This is a genomic window from Planococcus sp. VCh962, from assembly GCF_057748275.1.
Map to the genome: position 1 here is coordinate 1331475 of NZ_JBYLHS010000001.1, position 19853 is coordinate 1351327.

Consider the following 19853-nt stretch of genomic DNA (forward strand, 5'->3'; position numbering starts at 1 on the left):
ATGATGTAATGAACTGAAATGCAATAAATATTACTTAAAATTGATTATTTTTTTCAGGAAATTTTTTCATGAAAAAAACGCATCCTGTTATACACAGGATGCGGCATCTGCTAATTTTCAAGCATATACGATTGATTTTGCTACTTTTTTTGCTAAATCCACCACTCGTGCGGAATAGCCCCACTCGTTATCGTACCAAGCCAAAACCTTCACTTTGCGGTTTCCGATCACCATCGTCGATAAACCATCTATGATCGCTGACTCGGTAGTTGTATTAAAATCAACGGATACAAGCGGTTCCATCGTCAAGCTAAGAATTCCATTCAAACTTCCTTCAGCAGCTCTGATGAATGCTTCATTGACTTCTTCTATTGTAACATCCCGTTCAAGATCAACCACTAAATCAACAAGAGAGACATTTGGAGTCGGCACGCGCAATGACATGCCATGCAGTTTCCCTTCAAGTTCCGGAAGAACTAAAGAGAGCGCTTTCGCGGCACCGGTAGAAGTCGGAATAATGGACTGGCTGCATGCACGGGCACGGCGTAAATCTTTATGAGGGTTGTCTAAGTTTCTCTGATCATTCGTAAAAGAATGAACGGTTGTCATTAAGCCGTTTTCGATACCGAATGCGTCGTGCAGAACTTTAGCTACTGGTGCCAAGCAGTTGGTTGTGCAGCTGGCGTTGGAAATGACATCGTGTTTCTCAATTTCCAGCTTATCATCATTAACTCCCATAACAATCGTGATATCGACATTTTTCCCTGGAGCAGACAAAATAACTTTTTTTGCACCAGCGTCTAAATGAAGGCCGGCTTGCTCGCGGGAATTGAATTTACCTGTTGCTTCAATGACAATATCGATGCCCATATCTTTCCATGGCAGTTTCAAAGGATCCCGTTCATTGACGAGTTGAACCCGTTTGCCGTTGACGATTAATGCATCTCCTTCTGCAGAGACGTCGCCATCGAAGGTTCCGTGATTTGTGTCATACTTAATCAAATGCGCTAAAGTTTCAGCAGGGTAGCTGGCATTAACAGCTGTAATCGTGATGTCATCCATTAAAATAGCCTGTCTGAAAACCATGCGGCCAATACGGCCAAATCCGTTAATCGCAATAGAAACTGTCATGTACGAGTCCTCCAATTAAATAAGTTATACTTAAATTTTTAATTCGTTATATAGTATAACACATTTTACGGAATCTGGAACCTTAAAGTAGTATGAATTATCATTCTTCAGAATTTTTTTCTCTCCACTGCTCCAAGATGCGGTTTAACTGCCATTTTGTCTCTTCAATTGAGCCATTATTGTAAATGACAGCATCTGCACCTTCTTCCTTGACTGACATCGGCAATTGGGAAGAAATGCGGGCCTTTGCTTCTTTTTCTGTTAAGCCATTCCGTTCTATCAGACGTTTTAACTGATTTTCTTCAGTCACACTGACAACGAGAACCTTATCGACCATATGGCGCAAACGGCTCTCAAAAAGAAGCGGTATATCCATAATTACTATTTTATGGCCTTTTTTGAGCAATTCACTGCGCTGCCGCATCATTTCCATCCGGATTGCAGGGTGAATCACATCATTCAGTTTTTTCCGGCTTGCCGGATCGTTGAATATCAATTCGCCGACTTTTTTCCGGTCCATGCTGCCATCTGGCAGAATGATTTCTGTGCCGAACAAATCCGCAATTTTCTGCAGCGTATCGCTTCCCGGCTCCACAACAAGGCGGGCCACTTTATCCGCATCCACTATGGGGTACCCTAATTCCTCCAGCATGTCAGAGACGGTGCTTTTTCCGCTGGCAATACTTCCTGTTAACCCGATTATCATATTAAGACCTCACTTTTGGCATGTTGGGCAATACACAGAAGTTCTGCCACCAATTTTCAGTGATTTTGTTGCGCTGCCGCATAGCATGCACTGTTTTTTCCCATACATCCCGAAGCGGTTTTGCATACTTCCGGATTCCCCATTTATATTCCGGTAATCCGATATCGTACTGCCGCCAGCTTCAATGCTTTCCAGCAGAATTGCGACAATCGCTCTAAACAATTGAGTTTTCCGGACGCGGCTTATTCTGCCAGCTGCCCGGTTTGGATGAATCTTCATTTTATAGAGTGCCTCTGTTGCATAAATATTGCCACAGCCGGAAATTACCTGGCCATCCATAATAACTTCTTTGATTGCTTTATTTTTGTATTTCGGGCTGTCCGCCATATGCAGGAAATGTTCCAATGCCCCTTCTGCAAAAGGTTCCGGTGCCATTAAAAGAAGCGGAGGATAATCCGCTTCTTCTTTCAGCACCCTCATTTCCCCAAAGCGCCGAATATCCGAATAGGCAAGCAGATTGCCATCGCTCAGAGTCAGCACAACATGGACATGCCGCCGAAATTTCTCTTCATTGATTGCCAGCAGGCTGTCGACATAAAACCATGCTCCCGACATGCCCAAATGATTAACCAGTAAAAATTCGTCTTCTGTTTTCAATGTAAAATAAATATATTTGCTGCGCCGTTCAACGCTAATAATTTGTGCCCCGATCAAGCTGTCGATAAACGAATCAGCTTCCATTTTTTTGATAATGGCTTCTTTTCCATTCGTTTTGGAAACGCGGATGGTATCTGAAACAAATACTTCGCGGATTTTTTTCCCGATGGCGGCCGGGCGAATCAGGCGAACGACGCCTTCCACTTCGGGAAGTTCAGGCATCTCCAAGCCCTCCTATCATTTTGTATCGTACCAAGTATCACCGAATGCAAAATCCGCTTTTAGCGGCACATTCAGTTGTACAGTATTTTCCATAATCTGCGGCACCAGAACCTTCAATTTTTCAAGCTCTTCAGGAGGCGCCTCGAATATCAATTCATCGTGTACTTGAAGCAGCATGCGTGTCTGCAAGCCTTCGCGTTCGAGTGCTTCCGCCATGTCAATCATCGCTTTTTTGATGATATCGGCGGCACTTCCCTGTATCGGCGTGTTCATTGCAGTACGCTCTGCAAAGCTGCGCAAATTAAAGTTGGAACTATTGATATCCGTCAAATAACGGCGCCGGTTCATGAGCGTCGTAACAAACCCATTTTTCTTCGCTGATTGGATGCTGGAGTCCATATAGTTTTTAACTCCCGGGAAACTCTTTAGATAAGTATCGATAAATTCCGCTGCTGCTTTCCTGGTAATGTTCAAGCTCTGTGATAAACCATAATCGCTGATGCCATAAACAATGCCGAAGTTAACAGCTTTCGCGGCACGGCGCATATCCGACGTCACTTGCTCAATCGGCACATGGAAAACATCGCTTGCCGTCTTCGTATGAATGTCCATATCATGCTTAAAGGCATCAATCAGGCTCTCGTCTTTCGACATGTCCGCTAAGACGCGCAATTCAATCTGTGAATAATCCGCTGCGACCATCAGCCAGCCTGGTTCCGATGGCACAAACGCTTTACGGATTTTCCGTCCTTCTTCTAGGCGCACCGGAATGTTCTGCAGATTCGGATTGATGGAGCTAAGGCGCCCGGTAGTCGTCAGTGCTTGCTGGAAGCGGGTGTGAACTTTACCGTCTTCATGGATTTCCTTCAATAAACCTTCTATATAAGTAGACAGGATTTTGCCGAGCTGGCGGTATATCAGAATCTGCGAAATGATTTCATGCTGCCCTTCCAGTTTTTCGAGCACATCCGCCGCTGTTGAATAACCGGTCTTCGTTTTCTTTAAAGCAGGCAAACCCAGTTTTTCAAACAATATTACTCCCAATTGTTTTGGAGAATTGATGTTAAACTTCTCGCCAGCAATCCAGTAGATATTCTTTTCAATTTCTGCCAGTTTCAGGCTCAGTTCTTCTCCCATAGCCGTAAGTTGCTCTTTGTCCACTTTGACTCCTAGTGATTCCATTGCTCCTAATATTGTTGCAAGCGGCAATTCCAAGTTATAGTACAAATCGAATTGCTCATTTTCCTGGAGTTTTTTCAGCACGAGTGGGCGGACTTCCCAAATGGTACGCGCTTTTCTGGCAATGTGTTCATTCAAAACCGAATCTTCCGGAACAGCTTTTTTAGCTCCTTTGCCGTAAATCTGTTCGTTCTGGGCAACATCCGTATAGCCATATTCCTGTACGATATTTGCCATATCTGTATATGTCAGTGATGGGTTCACAATATAAGCGCCTAGCATCAAATCAAAATCGACACCGCCGACTTCAATGCCGCAGCGATAGAAAGCCGCTGTCGCTGCTTTTGAATCCGACATGTATTTTTTCTTGGTATCGTCACGGAACCATGTTTTAAAAGCCTCGGAATGCTTAATCACGTCCATTGGAACGACATAGGTCTTAGTTGCTGTAGCGAGCGAAACTCCGAGCAAGTCACACGTATGATATTGCTCATCGTATAACTCCAAGTGAACAGCCATTTCATCTTCCAGAATGGCCGCATCAATTTCCTGCAAGACCTCGAATTTCAAATCCTCTTTAACGGTTTCTTCAGCCGTGTACTCCATCTTTTCAAGCAAGGATTTAAATGCCAGTTCATTCCATACTTGAATCAATTCGTCATGATCGGGACCTGAATAGGCGAGCTCATCAATCTTGATATCGATCGGTGCATTGCGTTCAATCGTAGCCAGCTTTTTGCTGATCAAAGCGAGTTCTTCGTTTTCGACCAGTTTTTCCTTCAATTTGCCTTTTTGCTGCTCGATCGCTTCATATACGCCTTCGACTGAACCATGAGCTGCCAGCAATTTCAGGGCTGTCTTTTCACCAACACCTGGTACGCCCGGGATATTATCGGAAGCATCACCCATCAAGCCTTTCATATCAATGATCTGCTCAGGAGTTAACCCATACTTTTCTTGAATGTGGTCAACTGTGTATTTTTCAATATCGGTGATTCCTTTACGGGTAATGTAAACCGTCGTTGAAGGAGAAGCGAGCTGCGTTAAGTCTTTATCTCCGGAAATAACAATCACTTCATCTCCAGCTTGTTCCGCTTCTAAACTCAAGGTACCGATAATGTCATCCGCTTCATAATTCGGCAACTCGTAGCGCTTAATTCGGTAGGCATCAATCAATTTGCGCAAATAAGGGAATTGCTCCGACAGTTCAGGCGGCGTTTTTTGCCGTCCTCCCTTGTATTCACTAAATGTTTCATGTCGGAATGTGGTTTTCCCCGCATCGAATGCAACGATCATATGCGTCGGTTTTTCTTCCTCCAGTATTTTTTGAAGCATCATCGTAAAGCCATATACTGCGTTCGTATGGACTCCATGGTCATTCGTTAATAGCGGCAAGGCAAAAAACGCACGATACGCCAAACTATTTCCATCCAATAAAAGTATTTTCTTCGCCACAATATTACCCCTTTCAATAAGGAAAGTGCAGACATCCGTTTAGCTCCAATAGACTTAAGGACTTGAGAGTCTCCATAGTAGAGCCTAGCACACAGACGCTTCCTTCCCAAAATCATAGAGCTTATTTTTAAATGCAGATAAGCCTTCATTCCATATATTTTACCACGCAGGCAAAAAGAAAAGAAATGAAGGCTCAGGCTTATTCCAAATTCGTTTACAGAATTTAGGATTATTAAAAATCTTAAGCATATTATTATTGAATCGCATCTCGCTTCCATAATATTTCATATGCTTATCATAATTAAGTTGAATACATAATTTATAACTATTGATATTCCTTAAACTGCTGAGTCGACTTCAGTACAGATACAATGCAGCAATATTAAGCCTTGCCTTACCTGAAGCAGCATTTCAAAGGATTATTTTTTCATTCGACTTAAATAGCAATCAATTTAGCCTAAAAGAAAAAGAGCCCCGGGGAGGGCTCTCTTCCCTTCATGCGGTTGAAGGGGGGTTCTATTAAACCTTAACACTCGAATATGAAGCCAGTGTTAATATTCTGTAAATAAATCACCATTGGTTGTTCTTGTATTTCTTATAATAATTGATTTGGCGAGCGAACAGATACAATTTCCGTTTGAAATGGGTATCTTTCTTGTAAAACAGAGGGTTGACGTATTTGCCTTTTTTCAATAAATGATCGATGTCCCGCTGCACTGCTTTGTTGTCGACAAACTTGCGCAACACTATTTTCGGAACCACTGTGAATAAAAATTCTTCATTTAAATACGTTACCGGCTTTTCCACGCCATAAATTAAATCATCGACAAAAGAAGATGCCATATTATGGCCTAAGGCAGTTACATAATAACTGGAACGCCCCTGGCGGATATTCACTTCAAACACTTTGAATTTTCCATCCCGTTCATCGTATTTCAAATCAAAGTTAGCAAAGCCGGTATAACCGACTGCCTCCAGGAAATGCTGCAGCTTGACCATCATGTCTTTATTAAAACGTGTAATCAATGCCGTATAATTCCCAATGGCTGTAACCGTGTGCTCCTGCAGCACTACCTGAGCGAAAGTCACCAATTGCGTTTTGCCTTTAGAGCTGGCATAGATAACGGAATCCCACATATATGTATCATCTCCAGGAATAAAATCTTGGATGATTAATTCATCTTGGTATCCACTGGCGATAATTGTCTGGATTACTTCTTGAAGTTCTCTCGGATTTTCAACTTTATAGACTTTCTGCTGGCCTTCGAATTTGTTGAGGTTGTATTCAATGCCATTGCTTGGCTTGATGATGACCGGATACATCATTTGCTCATCAAACGGCTGTTTTGAACGGCAATCATAGAAGAATGTAGTCGGCGTGTCGATGCCATATTCCTTGCATAATCTATAGAAACTCGATTTCATTTGCAGCTGGTTCATCAAATCTTCCGTAATGTAATTGAAGACAAAATGCTCTTTCAAGGTTGCTGCGTTTTCAATGATCAAACGGACGTATAAATCATTGGTGCCGACCAGCAGCAATGTTTTCCCAGGAGTTCTATACTTGCGTGCGATATCACAAAGGATTTCTGAAAACTGCGCAGGGTCCGCCAATCCAGAACGAAGTTCAATATTCGTTGTTATGGTGCTCATTGCTGTAAAAGACAGAGGCTCTTTTCCTACTAAAACGGGTTTGATGTTATATGCTTCATGAAATGAAATCGCCATATTATAGGCATTCATATCAGTGCCTACAATAATCGGCAAAAAAGGTAAATTGTCCATACGTTCCTCCTAAAATTAACTAGCTAAAGGCAAATGAATTGTAAAAGTGGTTCCTACTCCTACTTCACTTTCCACTTTCACGTTTCCATGATGTGCCTCTATTAAATGTTTTACTATTGATAACCCCAGGCCAGTTCCGCCAGAATTTCGGCTTCGCGCACGGTCAACCCGATAAAAACGCTCAAACAACCGGTCAATTTCAGACGCTTCAATTCCTATGCCCTGGTCTTCAACTTCTATGACCCCTTTGCCGTCCTGCTGATACAAACGCACGGTAATGGTTGTTTGGGACAGGGAATAAGCAATCGCGTTGGCCAATAAATTCATCATCACTTGAACAAGGCGGTTAGGGTCCCCTTGTACAATAACTGGTTCAAGCTGAAGTTTCAACTGGATATTTTTTTCCTCCAGCTTTCTTTCGACCATTTCGCCAACCCGTTCAATGACTTTCTTCATATCGGTCGGGATAGCATCTACTCGGAAGCCGGCTTGCTCAACTTTCGATAGTTCAAGCAAATCCTTAATAAGCATTTCGAGCCGAGTATTTTCCTTTTGAATGATTTCTAAAAATGAAAGTGCAGTCGCCGGATCTTTGTATGCACCATCAAGCAGCGTCTCCGTGAATCCCTTGATGGAAGTAACTGGAGTTCTCAATTCATGTGAGACATTGGCTACAAAGTCTTTCCGGATTTGTTCCAGCCGTTTCAGTTCCGTAATATCGTGGGAAACGATGACAATTCCCAGCCATTGTTCATGTTCTCCAAGAACCGGCGCTCCATATACATCTATATGTTTGGTATGGATGCCTTGCTTAAATTCAAGCTGGTTGCGGGCAGAAGTTTCTGTCATGAATACTTGTTCAATGAAACGCTCCAACTCATACGGAATCTTGATCTCTTTGTAAAATTTGCCTTCAATCTCTTCAGCTGACAACTGAAATTCCTGCATAAACGACCGGTTAACGAGGGTTATTCCGCCTTGCCGGTCAATCATGATCAATGCACTGCCCATATTCTCAATCAAGGTTTTAAGACGTTCTTGCTCCATTTCACGGATGGCGGTGATTTCCTGAAGGTTTCTAGCTAAAATATTGATGGTAGTGCTTAATTCGACCGTTCCGACATTGCTGTATTCAAATGCCCGTGCACGATAATTTCCTTTTGCCAGTTCCAATGCTGTCTGTGTGACATTTTCAACCGGCAGCGCCTGTACTTGTATGATGCGATAACCGATAATTGCCGAAAAAATCATCGCGACCACGAATATAAAAAACAGCATCAGCCACACCTGTGCTGTATTATGAGTTTCCGCATATATAGGAAAAAGCTGGCCAATTACTATCAAAAGGCCAGCTAACAGCACACCGATCCAAAGCAGAATTGTCATTAGCAATCGATGTCTAAATGATTTCATCCTGCCTTCGGCTCCTCGAATTTATAACCAAGCCCTCTAATCGTTTTGATGAAGACCGGTTTCCGGCTATTTTCTTCTATTTTTTCACGCAAATGGCTGATATGTACATCTACTATGCGGGTATCGCCGGCAAAATCATATTTCCAAACAGCACTCAGCAGTTGGTCCCGTGTCAAAACACGATTTTTATTTTCCATCAAATAAACAAGAAGTTCGAATTCTTTTGGAGTAAATTCAATCTGCTCTTCATTCAAATACACTTCAAATTGTTCAGGAAATACTTTCAACCCGCCGAAGGCCAGTGGAGCAGACGGGTTAGCAGATGGTGCCGCAGATTGTTCTGTCCGTCTAAGAACAGCTTTGACACGCGCAACGACTTCGCGTGGACTGAACGGTTTCGTCATATAATCGTCTGCTCCTAATTCAAGCCCTAATACTTTATCAAACTCATCATCTTTTGCTGTCAGCATGATGATCGGAGTATTCATTTTCTGTTGCCGCAAAGATTTACACACTTCGACTCCGTCCATAGTAGGCAGCATCAAATCAAGCAGAATCAGCGCCGGGTTTTCATTTAACGCCAATTCATACCCTTCTTTTCCATCGTTGGCCACAATGGTTTCATAGCCAGCTTGGACCAGATTATAAGATAGCAAAGTAGCGATCGAGTGTTCATCTTCAATGATAAGTATTTTCTTCAGCATTTAACATCCTCCACATTCAGTTTGAAACCCCCATTTCAAACCGCTTTAGAAATTATCCATCGCTTGAGTGGTCAGCTGATTGATGATTTGCGGCGGATTGACCAAAACGGTGCCTTCCACTACAACATTACCTTCTTCATTGGTTGCTTCGATACGAATTGTCACTTCGTTATCTTTCACATCCACATCAGTAACTTCAAGTAAAAATTCAATTGTTGAGTAATGATAAACAGGCTGCCTGAATTTTAAACGTTGTTCATTAATATAAGACCCAGGGCCAGGCAAGTATTTGGAAATGGCAGAAGTAATAATGCCGGTCAACATAATATTGGGCACTACAGGCTTTTCATAAACGGTTTGCGAAGCAAAATCATGCTGTATATACAGCGGGTTCCCGTCATTTGTCAAACCCAGATAAAGCAGAAGATCTTTATCTTCAATTTTTTCTGTCAGCTTCAACTTTTCTCCCACATTCATGGCTTCGACTTTCCTGCCTAGTTTACGCTTCTTTCCAAGCAACAATAAATTTCCCCCCTAAATCTTGATACTCCTATAGTATCAATTAATGTCATAAAAGTGCAAGCGCCCTCTCAGTCCCGGCAAGCTTTTCAAATGCTTTCCGGCAGCAATAGTGCACGAGCTTTGCAGCGGCTTATCACACTGTCCCTAAAACCCGAAAAATCGAGCAGGATTATTCCTGCTCGACCGGCTATTCCTTAAGTTAAAACTTTCATAACAGCTTTGACCGATTCAGCCGATTTGTTCAATAACGCTTTTTCTTCATCATTCAGATCAATTTCCAAGATTTTTTCGATTCCACCGGCTCCCAGAATCGTAGGCACGCCCATATAAATGCCGTCCATGCCGTATTCGCCTTCTAAATAAGCGATGGATGGCAATATGCGGCGCTGGTCTTTAATAATGGCTTCAGCCATTTCCACCAAAGATGCTGCAGGTGCATAATAAGCTGAACCGGTGCCTAATAAATTAACGATTTCCGCTCCGCCTTTGCGCGTACGGTCAACGATTTCATCCAGACGTTCTTTGGGAAGAAGGGTCTCCAGAGGAATTCCGCCCGCATAAGAATAGCGCACCAAAGGCACCATGTCGTCACCGTGCCCGCCTAAAACAAACCCCGTAACATCTTTTACGGAAACGTTCAATTCCTCGGCCACAAATGTCCGGAATCGGGCAGAATCCAAGACCCCTGATTGGCCAATGACGCGCTCTTTCGGGAATCCGGATTCCTGGAAGACAGTGTAAGTCATCGCATCAACCGGATTGGTTAAAACGATGATCGTCGTGTTTGGTGAATGTTTTACAACTTCAGCCGTAACAGATTTCATGATTTTCTGATTGGTTTGGACAAGGTCATCCCGGCTCATACCCGGTTTTCTGGCGATACCGGCTGTAATGATGGTCAAATCAGAGTCTTTCGTATCCTCATAATCGGCTGTACCGGAAACACGGGCGTCAAACCCCTGGACAGGGCCAGCTTCCGCCATATCAAGCGCTTTGCCTTTAGCTGGATTCTCCATTTGCGGGATATCGACCAGCACCACATCACCCAGTTCTTTTTGAGCCAATAGGAATGCCGCAGTCGCGCCTGTAAAACCTGAACCGATAACAGAAATCTTTTTACGTTTGAATGTCATAAAAACTCTCCTTTGGATTCGATTTTGAAAAAGAAAAGCGGAAGCGCCTGTCAAACCCAACAAGCTGCTTTCGGGCTTGAAAGCCATGGCGTTTTTTGCCATGGATTCAAGACTGAGGAAACCTCGAAGGGCTAGGTGCTGGAGCTGGATACTAAATAAAAACTGAATAGTTAAAATTTATTAATCTATATGAAAAAAGAGGGGTTTCCCCCTCTTCTTATCTTATAGGTTTTTAATTAATTCGTCAGCGAACTCAGAGCATTTCACTTCTGTTGCGCCGTCCATTAGACGTGCAAAGTCGTAAGTTACAACTTTAGAAGCAATTGTTTTCTCCATTGAATTCGTGATCAATTTAGCAGCTTCGCCCCATCCAAGGTGCTCAAGCATTAAAACGCCTGAAAGAATAACAGATGAAGGGTTTACTTTGTCTTGGCCAGCGTATTTAGGAGCTGTACCATGAGTAGCTTCGAAAATCGCATGTCCAGTATCGTAGTTGATGTTCGCACCAGGTGCGATCCCAATTCCGCCTACTTGAGCAGCCAAAGCATCAGAGATATAATCTCCGTTCAAGTTCATTGTTGCAACAACGTCGAACTCGCTTGGACGTGTAAGGATTTGCTGAAGGAAAATATCAGCGATTGAATCTTTGATAAGAATTTTGCCTGAAGCAAGAGCGTCTTCTTGTGCTTTGTTTGCAGCATCAGTGCCTTGCTCATCTTTAATCGCATCGTACTGGTTCCAAGTAAATACTTTATCAGCAAATTCTTGTTCAGCCACTTCGTAGCCCCAGTTTTTGAAAGCTCCTTCAGTGAACTTCATGATATTTCCTTTGTGGACAAGAGTCACAGACTCACGGCCTTCAGTTAATGCGTAGTTGATTGCAGCGCGAACTAAACGCTTTGTTCCTTCTTCGGAAATCGGCTTGATGCCAATACCTGATGATTCAGGGAAACGGATTTTGTTAACGCCCATTTCGTCCTGCAGGAAAGCAAGCAACTTTTTCACTTCGTCTGAACCGTTTGCATACTCGATACCTGCATAGATATCTTCAGTGTTTTCACGGAAGATGACCATGTCAGTATCTTCAGGGCGTTTTACCGGTGAAGGCACGCCATCGAAGTAACGGACAGGACGCAAGCAAGTGTACAGGTCAAGCTCTTGGCGAAGAGCAACGTTCAATGAACGGATACCGCCGCCGATTGGTGTAGTAAGAGGCCCTTTGATAGCGATCAAGTATTCGTTGATTACATCAAGAGTTTCTTGTGGAAGCCATTCTCCTGTTTCGTCGAATGCTTTTTGTCCAGCAAGCACTTCTTTCCAAACGATCGCTTTTTCACCGTTATAAGCTTTGTTTACTGCTTCTTCAAGAACGCGTGATGCTGCATTCCAGATATCAGGACCAGTTCCGTCACCGATAATGAAAGGAATTACCGCTTGGTTTGGAACGTTTAATACGCCATTTTGGACTGAGATTTTTTCACCGTTTGTCATTTGTAATAGCCTCCTGTGGTCAAATTCATAGGGCTGCACGATGTGCGAGCCCTATGGTGTTTATTTGATTGATGCTTTACAGCGGCCAGTTTCTCAGGCCACAAGCCAACCAAGCTCTGTGGCATAAACACGCCACGATGCCTGTCTGTCTTATGCCTGTCGAAGCTGAACGGCCGCTTCCGCTTTTCTTGTCTAGTTGCAGCGCCTAGTAAGGCAGCCCACCCGTACGGCAAAAAACACGCCGTCTCGGTGTTCTGACTTAAGCCTGTCGGGACTGAACAGGCGCTTCCGCTTTTCTACTTATCTTTCTTCTACTGGTACGTAAGTTTGCATTCCAGGTCCGATGTATTCAGCGCGCGGGCGGATCAAACGGTTGTCTGCATATTGCTCAAGAATATGCGCCAACCAGCCGGATGTGCGTGATACAGCGAAGATTGGAGTAAACAAATCATGTTCGATGTTCAAAGAATGGTAAACAGAAGCAGAATAGAAATCCACGTTAGGCGGAAGATTTTTTTGCCCTGTTACGATTTCTTCGATGCGTACCGACATTTCGTACCATTTTTCTTCGTTGCGGATTTTTGTTAATTTTTGGGACATATCACGCAAGTGTTTCGCACGTGGGTCACCTTTGCGGTAAACGCGGTGTCCAAAGCCCATGATTTTTTCTTTGTTCGCCAATTTTTCGTTGATGAACGAATCAACATTGTCGACAGAGTCGATTTCAGTCAACATTTTCATAACCTGCTCGTTTGCTCCACCGTGCAATGGCCCTTTTAATGCGCCGATTGCCGCTGTAACGCCTGAGTATACGTCAGACAATGTAGCTACTGCAACGCGGGCAGTAAATGTTGATGCGTTCAATTCATGGTCTGCATGAAGCACTAACGCTTTATTGAAAGCTTCCACTTCAATATCTTCAGGCATAGTGCCTGAAAGCATATAAAGGAAGTTTGCTGCATAGCTCAAATCGCTCTTAGGTGCTACCGGTTCTTCGCCTTTACGAATACGGCCAAAAGCAGTAACAAGTGTAGAAATTTTCGCTTGGATGCGAATCGCTTTACGGTAATTCGCTTCAGTGCTCATATCCTCTGCTTCTTCATCAAACAGTCCAAGCATAGAAACTGCTGTGCGAAGAGCCGCCATCGGATGAACTTTAGTAATTGGGTATGTTTTAAAATGATCCAGCACTTCCTGCGGCACTGACATATCATCCGCTAATTGCTGTTTTAATTCTGCTAACTCATCTGTTTTTGGCAAACGCTGGTGCCAAAGCAGATAAACTACTTCTTCAAAACTAGCATTGTCTGCCAAATCATCGATATCGTAGCCAACGTATGTAAGAGTGTCATCAATAATAGAACTGATGGCTGACTGTGTCGCTACTACGCCTTCTAAACCTTTTGCCGATGTCATATTAATCGCTCCTTCTCCAGTATAATTCACCATTCCAAAAAAAAAGCCCGAATGATGGGTTTTCTTGCTTTTGTGAACCTGAACCAAATCCCTTACCTAGCCATTATAATCAATTTTGAAGGCTTTGTGAATGAAAACGCTTGTTTTTATATATTTTTCCTAAAAAGAGATAAAAACACTCGGAATTACCGGACGATAACCCGAGTGTTCTTCATATTATTTTGAATAAGTTTATATACCAATGGTTTGTATAGTTTTTGAGTAGGCTTGAACAGCATAGTCAAACCTGCGATATCTGAAATAAAGCCTGGAGTCAGAAGCAGAACGCCTCCAACTAAAACAAATGCTGCATTCAGCAAATGGTCTCCAGGAGATTGAAATCGACTGAAACTTTCCTGGACATCTCGGATCGCTTTCAACCCTTGCTTTTTCGCTAAATAAGCGCCGAGCAACCCGGTTCCCACAATAATGGCGAGTGTTGCAAAAAAGCCAATTTTTCCTCCGGCCCATATAAGCAGAGCCAATTCAAGCGTCGGTACAAGGATCAGCGCTAAGAAAAGCCATTTCATTGTTCAGGAAGACCTCCTAATATATTGTTACAGAACACTGGCATGGCCGTGATAAATAATGCCGGTTTCAGCATCGATTGTAATATCGTAGTTATTTTGAATGAAAGATGTAGCATTGGTCACGCCTACGATTACCGGGATGCCAAGACTTAGGCCCACTACAGCTGCATGGCTTGTCAAACCGCCTTCTTCTGTTATAATTCCGGCGCAATTTTGGATAGCAGGCATCATATCGCGATCGGTTCCGATTGTGACAATGATTTTACCTTCCGTATCAATACCGGCAGCTTCTTCGGCACTTCTGATAACGAGCGTGTTTCCGTAAGCCACAGACTTACCGATTCCCTGGCCTTTGGCGATGCTGTCTCCAATGATATGGACTTTCATCAGGTTGGTTGTTCCTGCCTGTCCGACTGGAACCCCCGCAGTGATCACGACTAAATCGCCATGCTTCACATAATGATGTTTCAAGCTTTCATCTACCGCATTTTCAAGCAATTCATCCGTAGATTCAACTTTTGTTCCGACAATCGGCTGAACTCCCCAGACCAGCGTCAAGTTTCTAGATGGAATATCGGAAGAAGTAACTGCGATAATCATTGCACCTGGACGGTATTTGGAAATCATTCTTGCAGTATGGCCGCTTTCAGTAGGAGCAATAATCGCTTTCACTTTAAGATTCAAGGCGGTATAAGCGACAGCTTGACCAATCGCTTCTGTCATATTCGACTCTTTTTCTTTTCTGCGCGTCGAAACGATCTGCTTATAATTCAATGCATCTTCAGTGGTCATCGCAATTCGGTGCATCGTTTCGACGGATTCTACTGGATAAAGTCCGGCCGCCGTTTCACCAGACAACATGATTGCATCCGTGCCATCAAAAATCGCGTTTGCCACGTCACTTGCTTCTGCTCGTGTTGGACGTGGATTGCGCTGCATGGAGTCAAGCATTTGGGTAGCGGTAATTACCGGTTTACCAGCACTATTGCATTTTTCGATTAGAGATTTTTGAACGATAGGCACTACTTCAGCTGGGATTTCTACACCTAAGTCACCGCGCGCTACCATCAAGCCATCTGAAACCATGAGGATTTCGTCAATATTGTCGACACCTTCCTGGTTCTCGATTTTTGGAATGATATGAATATGGGAGCCATTGTTATTCTCCAGCAACTCACGGATTTCCATGACATCAGAAGATCTTCTGACAAAAGAAGCTGCGATAAAGTCTACGCCCTGTTCAATGCCAAATAGAATATCCTGTGCATCTTTTTCTGTGATTCCTGGCAATTGCACCGAAACGCCTGGTACGTTCACGCCTTTTTTACTTTTTAAAGTCCCCGCATTTTCAACGGCTGTGTGAATCAAGCCATTTTCTTTATCGATGCTGGTCACACGCAATTCAATCAAGCCGTCATCAAGCAAGATGATGGAGCCTTCATTTACATCTTCAATCAAATGGTCATATGAGATGGAAAATTTTTCATTTGTTCCCACTACTTCAGTCATTGAAATCGCAATTGCTTGCCCTGTCACTAAATCAATGCCGTTGTTTTCCATATTATGCGTCCGGATTTCAGGCCCTTTTGTATCCAATAGAATCCCGACAATCTTCCCGGTTTTTTCCGAAGCTTCACGGATGCGCTGAATGCGCGCCGCATGCTCTTCATGGCTGCCGTGCGAGAAGTTCAAGCGGGCAACGTTCATGCCGGCTTCAATTAAAGATTCTAGAAGTTCTGGTGTTTCACTTGCTGGTCCGATTGTACAGACGATTTTTGTTTTTCTCAATATACTCACTCCATTTGGCATTTTAAATTGATAGTTCTTTGGATAGGGTATATAAACTCATATCCGTGTCATGCTTTTCAGTAAAAGCTTTGGTCATATCATAGTCTACCACTTGATGATTTCTCATGCCAATAGCGCGGCCGCCTAATCCTTCTAGCAGCACTTCTACAGCACGGGCCCCAAATAGACTTCCCAGAACCCGGTCACGCGCCGTTGGTGAACCCCCGCGCTGAATATGGCCTAGCACGGAAACCCGTGTTTCGATTTTTGCACGTTCTTCTATCAATGCAGCCAGTTCGTTGCCATTCATGACCCCTTCAGCAACAATAATGATACTGTGCTTCTTGCCGCGCTTTCTGCCTTTTTCCAGCCGGTCGATCATATCATCCAGATCGAACGTATCTTCCGGAATCAATATGGTTTCCGCTCCGCCTGCCAGTCCTGCCCAAAGTGCCAAGTCTCCAGCATCACGTCCCATTACTTCTATAATAAATGTACGCTCATGGCTTGTCGCCGTGTCCCGGATTTTATCAATTGCTTCAATCACCGTGTTTAATGCGGTATCAAAACCGATCGTATAATCTGTTCCTGGAATGTCATTGTCGATCGTTCCCGGAACACCAACACAAGGGAAGCCTCTTTTGGTCAAGGCCATTGCTCCTTGGTACGAACCGTCCCCACCGATGACAACCAGGCCATCCAAACCGTTCTTTTTCATCTGCTCAATCGCTTTTAACTGCCCTGCTTCAGTTTTGAACTCTTCGCACCGTGCAGAGAATAATTTCGTTCCGCCCCGCTGGATTATATCGCCTACATCGCCAGCTTCCATATTTTTTATTCTGCCTTCAATCAATCCTTGATAACCAGAATACACACCGGATACTTCTACACCATGAAAAATCCCTTTACGCACTACCGCCCGGATAGCCGCGTTCATTCCCGGGGAATCTCCACCGCTTGTTAATACTCCGATTCGTTTCATAACTATCGCCTCCTGCAATTCCATTTACTCTTTTCACCATACCATGTGGATTCCCACCTGTCAGTCTTGAAAACATGATTCTTCCATTAAGATTTTGTAATGGCAGAAGTGAATAAAAAAAACCGCCTAGGCGGTTTCTTTATTCACTGAAAATACCGATAGATTTGAATTTTTCATAACGTTGATCAATCAACTGCTGCCCGGATAACTCATTCAGCTCATCCAATGATTGTTTGATCGCTTCGCCGATGAAACGGGCTTGCTTTTCATAGTCATGATGGGCTCCTCCACGGACTTCCGGTATCATCCGCTCGATAATTTTCATCTCCAGCAAATCCGGTGCCGTAATTTTCATCGCTTCTGCTGCTGTCTGGGCAAGCGCGGAATCTTTCCATAAGATTGATGCAGCACCTTCTGGGGAAATAACCGAGAAAGTTGAATTCTCAAGCATCAAAATATGATTACCGACTCCCAGAGCCAATGCACCGCCGCTTCCGCCTTCTCCTATGACAATGGATAGAACGGGAACTTCTAGACCTGCCATCTCGACCAGGTTGCGGGCAATCGCTTCGCTTTGTCCCCGCTCTTCGGCAGCTTTCCCCGGATAAGCGCCTTTTGTATCAATCAAGCAAATAATCGGCCGTCCAAATTTTTCTGCCTGTTTCATTAAGCGCAACGCTTTTCTGTATCCTTCCGGATGAGGCATCCCGAAATTGCGGCGTATATTTTCTTTTGTGCTTTTCCCCCGCTGATGGCCGATTACTGTGACTGGCTGGCCGTTGAAAGAAGCGATTCCCCCAACGATCGCTTCATCGTCGCCATAAAGCCGGTCACCATGAAGCTCAATAAAATCTTCAAATAAGAACGGAATATAGTCAAGCGTTGTCGGACGTTCAGGATGGCGGGCCACTTGTACTCGATCCCACGGTTTCATATTTTCATAAATATCATTTTCCAGCTTCGATAAACGCTCTTCCAAGCTTTGGATTTCTGAGCTTAAATCAACTTCTGCCGTTTTTGTATAGTCTTTCAGTTCATCAATTTTCTGGCGCAATTGAATCAACGGTTCTTCAAAACCTAATGTTTTCGGTGCCGCATTATTTTTAGGCATTTTTTTCTGCCTCCTTAACGTGCAATTGCACAAGTGTCGCTAATGTATCTTGCATATTCTCACGGTGCACTACGGCATCCAGCTGGCCATGCTCCAGCAAAAACTCTGCTGTCTGGAAGTTTTCAGGCAATTTCTCCCGGACAGTCTGTTCGATTACCCGGCGCCCCGCAAAGCCGATCAATGCTTTCGGCTCAGCGATATTAATATCGCCTACCGAAGCGAAACTGGCTGAAACCCCGCCTGTAGTTGGATGGGTGAGAACCGAAATGAACAGCAATCCTTCATTGCTGTGACGTTTTAATGCAACGCTCGTTTTAGCCATCTGCATCAAGGATAGTACCCCTTCTTGCATGCGGGCACCGCCGCTTGCTGTAAAGATGATAAACGGCAAGCGCTGTTTGGTTGCCGCTTCAATAGCTCGGGTGATTTTTTCTCCCACTACAGATCCCATTGATCCCATACGGAAATGAGAGTCCATAATCGCAACCATCACTTTCTGGCCTTTAAGCAATCCAGAACCTGTCAGTACCGCTTCATTCAATCCGGTCTTTTCACTGTCAGACTTGATTTTTTCAGAATACCCGGGAAATCCTAAAGGATTTTCTGTTTTCAAGTGATCGTCTATTGATGTAAAAGATTCTTCATCCAACAAACTTTCAACCCGTTCATAAGCAGTCATTTTAAAGTGATAATCACATTTCGGGCAAACCTTATTGAGCTTGGTCAACTCTTTCGTTAACGTTATATGTTTGCAGGAAGGACATTTTGTCATTAATCCTTCTGGTACATCTTTCGATTTCTTTGTTGGAATTGTCGCTTCTTTTTTGTCTTTGTTCCGTTTGAAAATTTCACGAATCATCGCCATTTTGCATTCTCCCCTTTTGTATCCATCCACTCCATGCTTTAAAAGACTGGACAGCTAACTCTGTGTCTCGCTGTTCGAGCGCATTCAATATCGGCATAATCAAATCTTTTTCCGGCTCAGTGACAGCGTCTGCATAAGGATTACCGCTATATTGCTGCAATAAAAACCATATTTTTAAAGATAATCGATTTCCGGACAATACCATTACTTCCCGAACGAAGTCTTCTCGTATAAAACCATCATCATCGTTCAGTCTTTTTTTAAAGCTATCCCATACGAGGAGCCCGCTCAGCGAATCATTTTGGCAAATCAAACGAATTGCCGCAGCCTCATGCATGAGCCTTGTTTCCCAAACATCTTTTTGTGATTGGTTGTCCTGTAGTATGAATGTGGATAAAACCTCGACAAGCTGATGGTTTCTATGGTCAGCCAAAAATGTGCCTTCTCCTCTCCGGGTTTCAATCAGGCCCAGCAGTTCCAGACTGCGCAGCGCTTCCCGAAGTGTGGATCTTCCGACTTGCATTGTTTCAGCCAATTCTCTTTCAGATGGAATGCGGTCGCCCGGCCGGATTTTTTCCCGCCGAATCATATCACGAATATCTTTGACTATATCTAAATATCGCTTTGGTTGATTCATGATCGCCCCTCGGTTTCCATTAATTTGAAAGTGGTCTGGCCACTCATAATGTTTAGGATACAAAACTTTTCAGCTGCCGTAAAGAAA

Annotated in this window: 17 protein-coding genes; all 17 read right to left on the reverse strand. The window is 43.6% G+C overall.

Annotated elements, in window-relative coordinates:
- Positions 1–117: 117 nt before the first annotated feature.
- On the reverse strand, positions 118–1131 hold the full coding sequence (locus AC3AQ9_RS06750) for a glyceraldehyde-3-phosphate dehydrogenase (RefSeq protein WP_488306655.1): 1014 nt from the start codon (positions 1129–1131) through the stop codon (positions 118–120).
- A 100-nt stretch (positions 1132–1231) separates the two neighbouring features.
- Positions 1232–1837 carry a dephospho-CoA kinase gene (gene coaE / locus AC3AQ9_RS06755; RefSeq protein WP_488306656.1) on the reverse strand — a complete coding sequence of 202 codons (606 nt, stop codon included), beginning with the start codon at positions 1835–1837 and terminating at the stop codon, positions 1232–1234.
- Between the two features lie 9 nt (positions 1838–1846).
- Complete coding sequence (gene mutM / locus AC3AQ9_RS06760; protein ID WP_488306657.1) at positions 1847–2716, reverse strand: bifunctional DNA-formamidopyrimidine glycosylase/DNA-(apurinic or apyrimidinic site) lyase; 870 nt, start codon at positions 2714–2716, stop codon at positions 1847–1849.
- Positions 2717–2731: 15 nt separating this feature from the next.
- Complete coding sequence (gene polA / locus AC3AQ9_RS06765) at positions 2732–5353, reverse strand: DNA polymerase I (protein WP_488306842.1); 2622 nt, start codon at positions 5351–5353, stop codon at positions 2732–2734.
- 567 nt (positions 5354–5920) lie between these two features.
- Positions 5921–7135, reverse strand: a complete 1215-nt coding sequence (locus AC3AQ9_RS06770; protein ID WP_488306658.1) for a carboxylate--amine ligase — start codon at positions 7133–7135, stop codon at positions 5921–5923.
- A gap of 15 nt (positions 7136–7150) precedes the next feature.
- Positions 7151–8548: a two-component system histidine kinase PnpS gene (gene pnpS / locus AC3AQ9_RS06775; RefSeq protein ID WP_488306659.1), complete on the reverse strand. Its 1398-nt coding sequence runs from the start codon at positions 8546–8548 to the stop codon at positions 7151–7153.
- Entirely contained in the window at positions 8545–9252 is a 708-nt protein-coding gene (locus AC3AQ9_RS06780; RefSeq protein WP_488306660.1) for a response regulator transcription factor, read from the reverse strand. Before AC3AQ9_RS06780 ends, pnpS begins: the two co-directional genes overlap by 4 nt.
- A gap of 45 nt (positions 9253–9297) precedes the next feature.
- Entirely contained in the window at positions 9298–9774 is a 477-nt protein-coding gene (locus AC3AQ9_RS06785; protein ID WP_488306661.1) for a MaoC/PaaZ C-terminal domain-containing protein, read from the reverse strand.
- Positions 9775–9968: 194 nt separating this feature from the next.
- The gene (gene mdh / locus AC3AQ9_RS06790) at positions 9969–10907 is read right to left on the reverse strand and encodes a malate dehydrogenase (RefSeq protein ID WP_488306662.1); all 939 of its coding nucleotides are present in this window, start codon (positions 10905–10907) and stop codon (positions 9969–9971) included.
- Positions 10908–11129: 222 nt separating this feature from the next.
- The gene (gene icd, locus AC3AQ9_RS06795) at positions 11130–12398 is read right to left on the reverse strand and encodes an NADP-dependent isocitrate dehydrogenase (protein WP_488306663.1); all 1269 of its coding nucleotides are present in this window, start codon (positions 12396–12398) and stop codon (positions 11130–11132) included.
- Positions 12399–12698: 300 nt separating this feature from the next.
- A complete protein-coding gene (citZ, locus tag AC3AQ9_RS06800) occupies positions 12699–13814 on the reverse strand; it encodes a citrate synthase (RefSeq protein ID WP_488306664.1) in 1116 nt (371 codons plus the stop codon).
- Positions 13815–13999: 185 nt separating this feature from the next.
- Positions 14000–14383, reverse strand: a complete 384-nt coding sequence (locus AC3AQ9_RS06805; protein ID WP_488306665.1) for an FxsA family protein — start codon at positions 14381–14383, stop codon at positions 14000–14002.
- A 27-nt stretch (positions 14384–14410) separates the two neighbouring features.
- Positions 14411–16171, reverse strand: a complete 1761-nt coding sequence (gene pyk / locus AC3AQ9_RS06810; RefSeq protein ID WP_488306666.1) for a pyruvate kinase — start codon at positions 16169–16171, stop codon at positions 14411–14413.
- Positions 16172–16193: 22 nt separating this feature from the next.
- Complete coding sequence (gene pfkA / locus AC3AQ9_RS06815; RefSeq protein WP_488306667.1) at positions 16194–17153, reverse strand: 6-phosphofructokinase; 960 nt, start codon at positions 17151–17153, stop codon at positions 16194–16196.
- Positions 17154–17292: 139 nt separating this feature from the next.
- Positions 17293–18264 (reverse strand): acetyl-CoA carboxylase carboxyl transferase subunit alpha, encoded by a 972-nt coding sequence (accA, locus tag AC3AQ9_RS06820; protein ID WP_488306668.1) that lies wholly within the window; start codon positions 18262–18264, stop codon positions 17293–17295.
- Entirely contained in the window at positions 18257–19129 is an 873-nt protein-coding gene (gene accD / locus AC3AQ9_RS06825; protein ID WP_488306669.1) for an acetyl-CoA carboxylase, carboxyltransferase subunit beta, read from the reverse strand. The genes accA and accD overlap by 8 nt, the downstream gene beginning before the upstream one ends.
- On the reverse strand, positions 19113–19766 hold the full coding sequence (locus tag AC3AQ9_RS06830) for a FadR/GntR family transcriptional regulator (RefSeq protein WP_488306670.1): 654 nt from the start codon (positions 19764–19766) through the stop codon (positions 19113–19115). The genes accD and AC3AQ9_RS06830 overlap by 17 nt, the downstream gene beginning before the upstream one ends.
- Between the last annotated feature and the right edge of the window lie 87 nt (positions 19767–19853).

Bases quoted from the DNA above. Each gene is read 5' to 3' on its own strand.
- AC3AQ9_RS06750 (WP_488306655.1), bottom strand. From the start codon at position 1,131: ATGACAGTTTCTATTGCGATTAACGGATTTGGCCGTATTGGCCGCATG.
- coaE (WP_488306656.1), bottom strand. From the start codon at position 1,837: ATGATAATCGGGTTAACAGGAAGTATTGCCAGCGGAAAAAGCACCGTC.
- mutM (WP_488306657.1), bottom strand. From the start codon at position 2,716: ATGCCTGAACTTCCCGAAGTGGAAGGCGTCGTTCGCCTGATTCGCCCG.
- AC3AQ9_RS06770 (WP_488306658.1), bottom strand. From the start codon at position 7,135: ATGGACAATTTACCTTTTTTGCCGATTATTGTAGGCACTGATATGAAT.
- pnpS (WP_488306659.1), bottom strand. From the start codon at position 8,548: ATGAAATCATTTAGACATCGATTGCTAATGACAATTCTGCTTTGGATC.
- AC3AQ9_RS06780 (WP_488306660.1), bottom strand. From the start codon at position 9,252: ATGCTGAAGAAAATACTTATCATTGAAGATGAACACTCGATCGCTACT.
- mdh (WP_488306662.1), bottom strand. From the start codon at position 10,907: ATGACATTCAAACGTAAAAAGATTTCTGTTATCGGTTCAGGTTTTACA.
- icd (WP_488306663.1), bottom strand. From the start codon at position 12,398: ATGACAAACGGTGAAAAAATCTCAGTCCAAAATGGCGTATTAAACGTT.
- citZ (WP_488306664.1), bottom strand. From the start codon at position 13,814: ATGACATCGGCAAAAGGTTTAGAAGGCGTAGTAGCGACACAGTCAGCC.
- AC3AQ9_RS06805 (WP_488306665.1), bottom strand. From the start codon at position 14,383: ATGAAATGGCTTTTCTTAGCGCTGATCCTTGTACCGACGCTTGAATTG.
- pfkA (WP_488306667.1), bottom strand. From the start codon at position 17,153: ATGAAACGAATCGGAGTATTAACAAGCGGTGGAGATTCCCCGGGAATG.
- accA (WP_488306668.1), bottom strand. From the start codon at position 18,264: ATGCCTAAAAATAATGCGGCACCGAAAACATTAGGTTTTGAAGAACCG.
- accD (WP_488306669.1), bottom strand. From the start codon at position 19,129: ATGGCGATGATTCGTGAAATTTTCAAACGGAACAAAGACAAAAAAGAA.
- AC3AQ9_RS06830 (WP_488306670.1), bottom strand. From the start codon at position 19,766: ATGAATCAACCAAAGCGATATTTAGATATAGTCAAAGATATTCGTGAT.